A 1,368-nucleotide genomic window follows, 5' to 3' on the forward strand; every position below is an offset into this window, starting at 1 on the left:
CAACGCCGTTCAGTTAGGTGGTTGGTGTGGTCGTCAAGGCGTGTCGGAGACGTAAAGCAGCGGAGCTCAGGTATAGAGGGTGGTCACTCTAAGACGCCCTTGAACCTGGAGCTCCGCTGGCTGATGAGATTGCCATAACTCGGACGGTGAGGGTAGCCGCGGGGGTGTTCGCGCCGGGTCATCTGGGTGAGCTGACCCGGCTGGTGCCGTTCGAGATGGTCGATGATGTCCTGGCCATGACCAGGCGAACTGAGTCACGGGTCCGGCTGTTGCCGGCCCGGGTCGTCATGTATCTGCTGCTTGCAGGATGCCTGTTCGCCGAGCTCGGATACCGGCAGGTGTGGTCCAAGCTGACCAGTGGGTTGTCCGGTCTGCCACTCGCAGCGCCCAGCGGTAGCGCGTTGCGCCAAGCCCGGCAACGCCTCGGCCCGCGACCGGTGCAGGCGCTGTTCGATCTGCTGCGCGGCCCGGCCGTCACCAGCGCCGCCCAGGTGCGCTGGCGGGGCCTGCTACTGGCGGTGATCGACGGAACCTTCCTGACGGTCGCGGACTCGGCCGCGAACAGCAGCCGCTATGCCAAACAACGCTGCCACAACGGTGGTTCCGGCTATCCGCAACTGCGGCTCAGCGCCCTGCTGTCCTGCGGCACTCGCTCAGTGCTGGACGCCGTGTTCGACCCGGTCAGCGTCGGCGAACTCGACCAGGCCCGCCACCTCGCCCGCAGCCTGCGGCCCGGGATGCTGCTGCTGGCCGACCGTAACTACGCCGGCGCGGACCTGATCGCCACTCTGGCCGCGACCGGCGCTCACCTACTGATCCGATGCAAGACCGGCCGAAGACTGCCCACTCTGCGCCGCCACCGCGATGGGTCTTTCTCCTCAGCCATCGGCGGGCTGCCGATCCGGGTCATCGACGCGCAGATCAGCATCACCACCAGCGCGGGCACCCACACCGGCGGATACCGGCTGATCACCACACTGCTCAACCCGGTCACCCATCCCGCCGCCGAACTGATCCGGCTCTACCACCAGCGCTGGGAGATCGAGACCGCTTACCTCGAACTCAAATCCTCAATCCTGAACGGACGTGTCCTACGCGCCCGCACCCCCGACGGCATCCAACAAGAGATCTACGCCCTGCTCAGCGCCTATCAGCTACTACGCACCGCGATGGTCGACGCCACCGACAGCCAGCCCGGCACAGACCCCGACCGAGCCAGCTTCACCACCGCCCTGAACACCGCCCGCGACCAGATCGTGCACGCCGCCGGCGTCCTGGCCGACACCATCATCGATCTGGTCGGTGTCATCGGCGCCGACGTCCTGACCCACCTGCTACCCGAACGCCGCCTACGCACCAAAACCCGCA

General features: G+C 66.7%; 1 protein-coding gene. It reads left to right on the forward strand.

Translation table 11 applies throughout. The features are described 5' to 3' along the window. Positions 1 to 146: 146 nt before the first annotated feature. The coding region (locus tag AB0368_RS38435; protein WP_366158979.1) for an IS4 family transposase at positions 147 to 1,368 on the forward strand (1,222 nt) is incomplete at its 3' end.

It is taken from the genome of Actinoplanes sp. NPDC051475 (assembly GCF_040689425.1).
Lineage (GTDB): Bacteria > Actinomycetota > Actinomycetes > Mycobacteriales > Micromonosporaceae > Actinoplanes.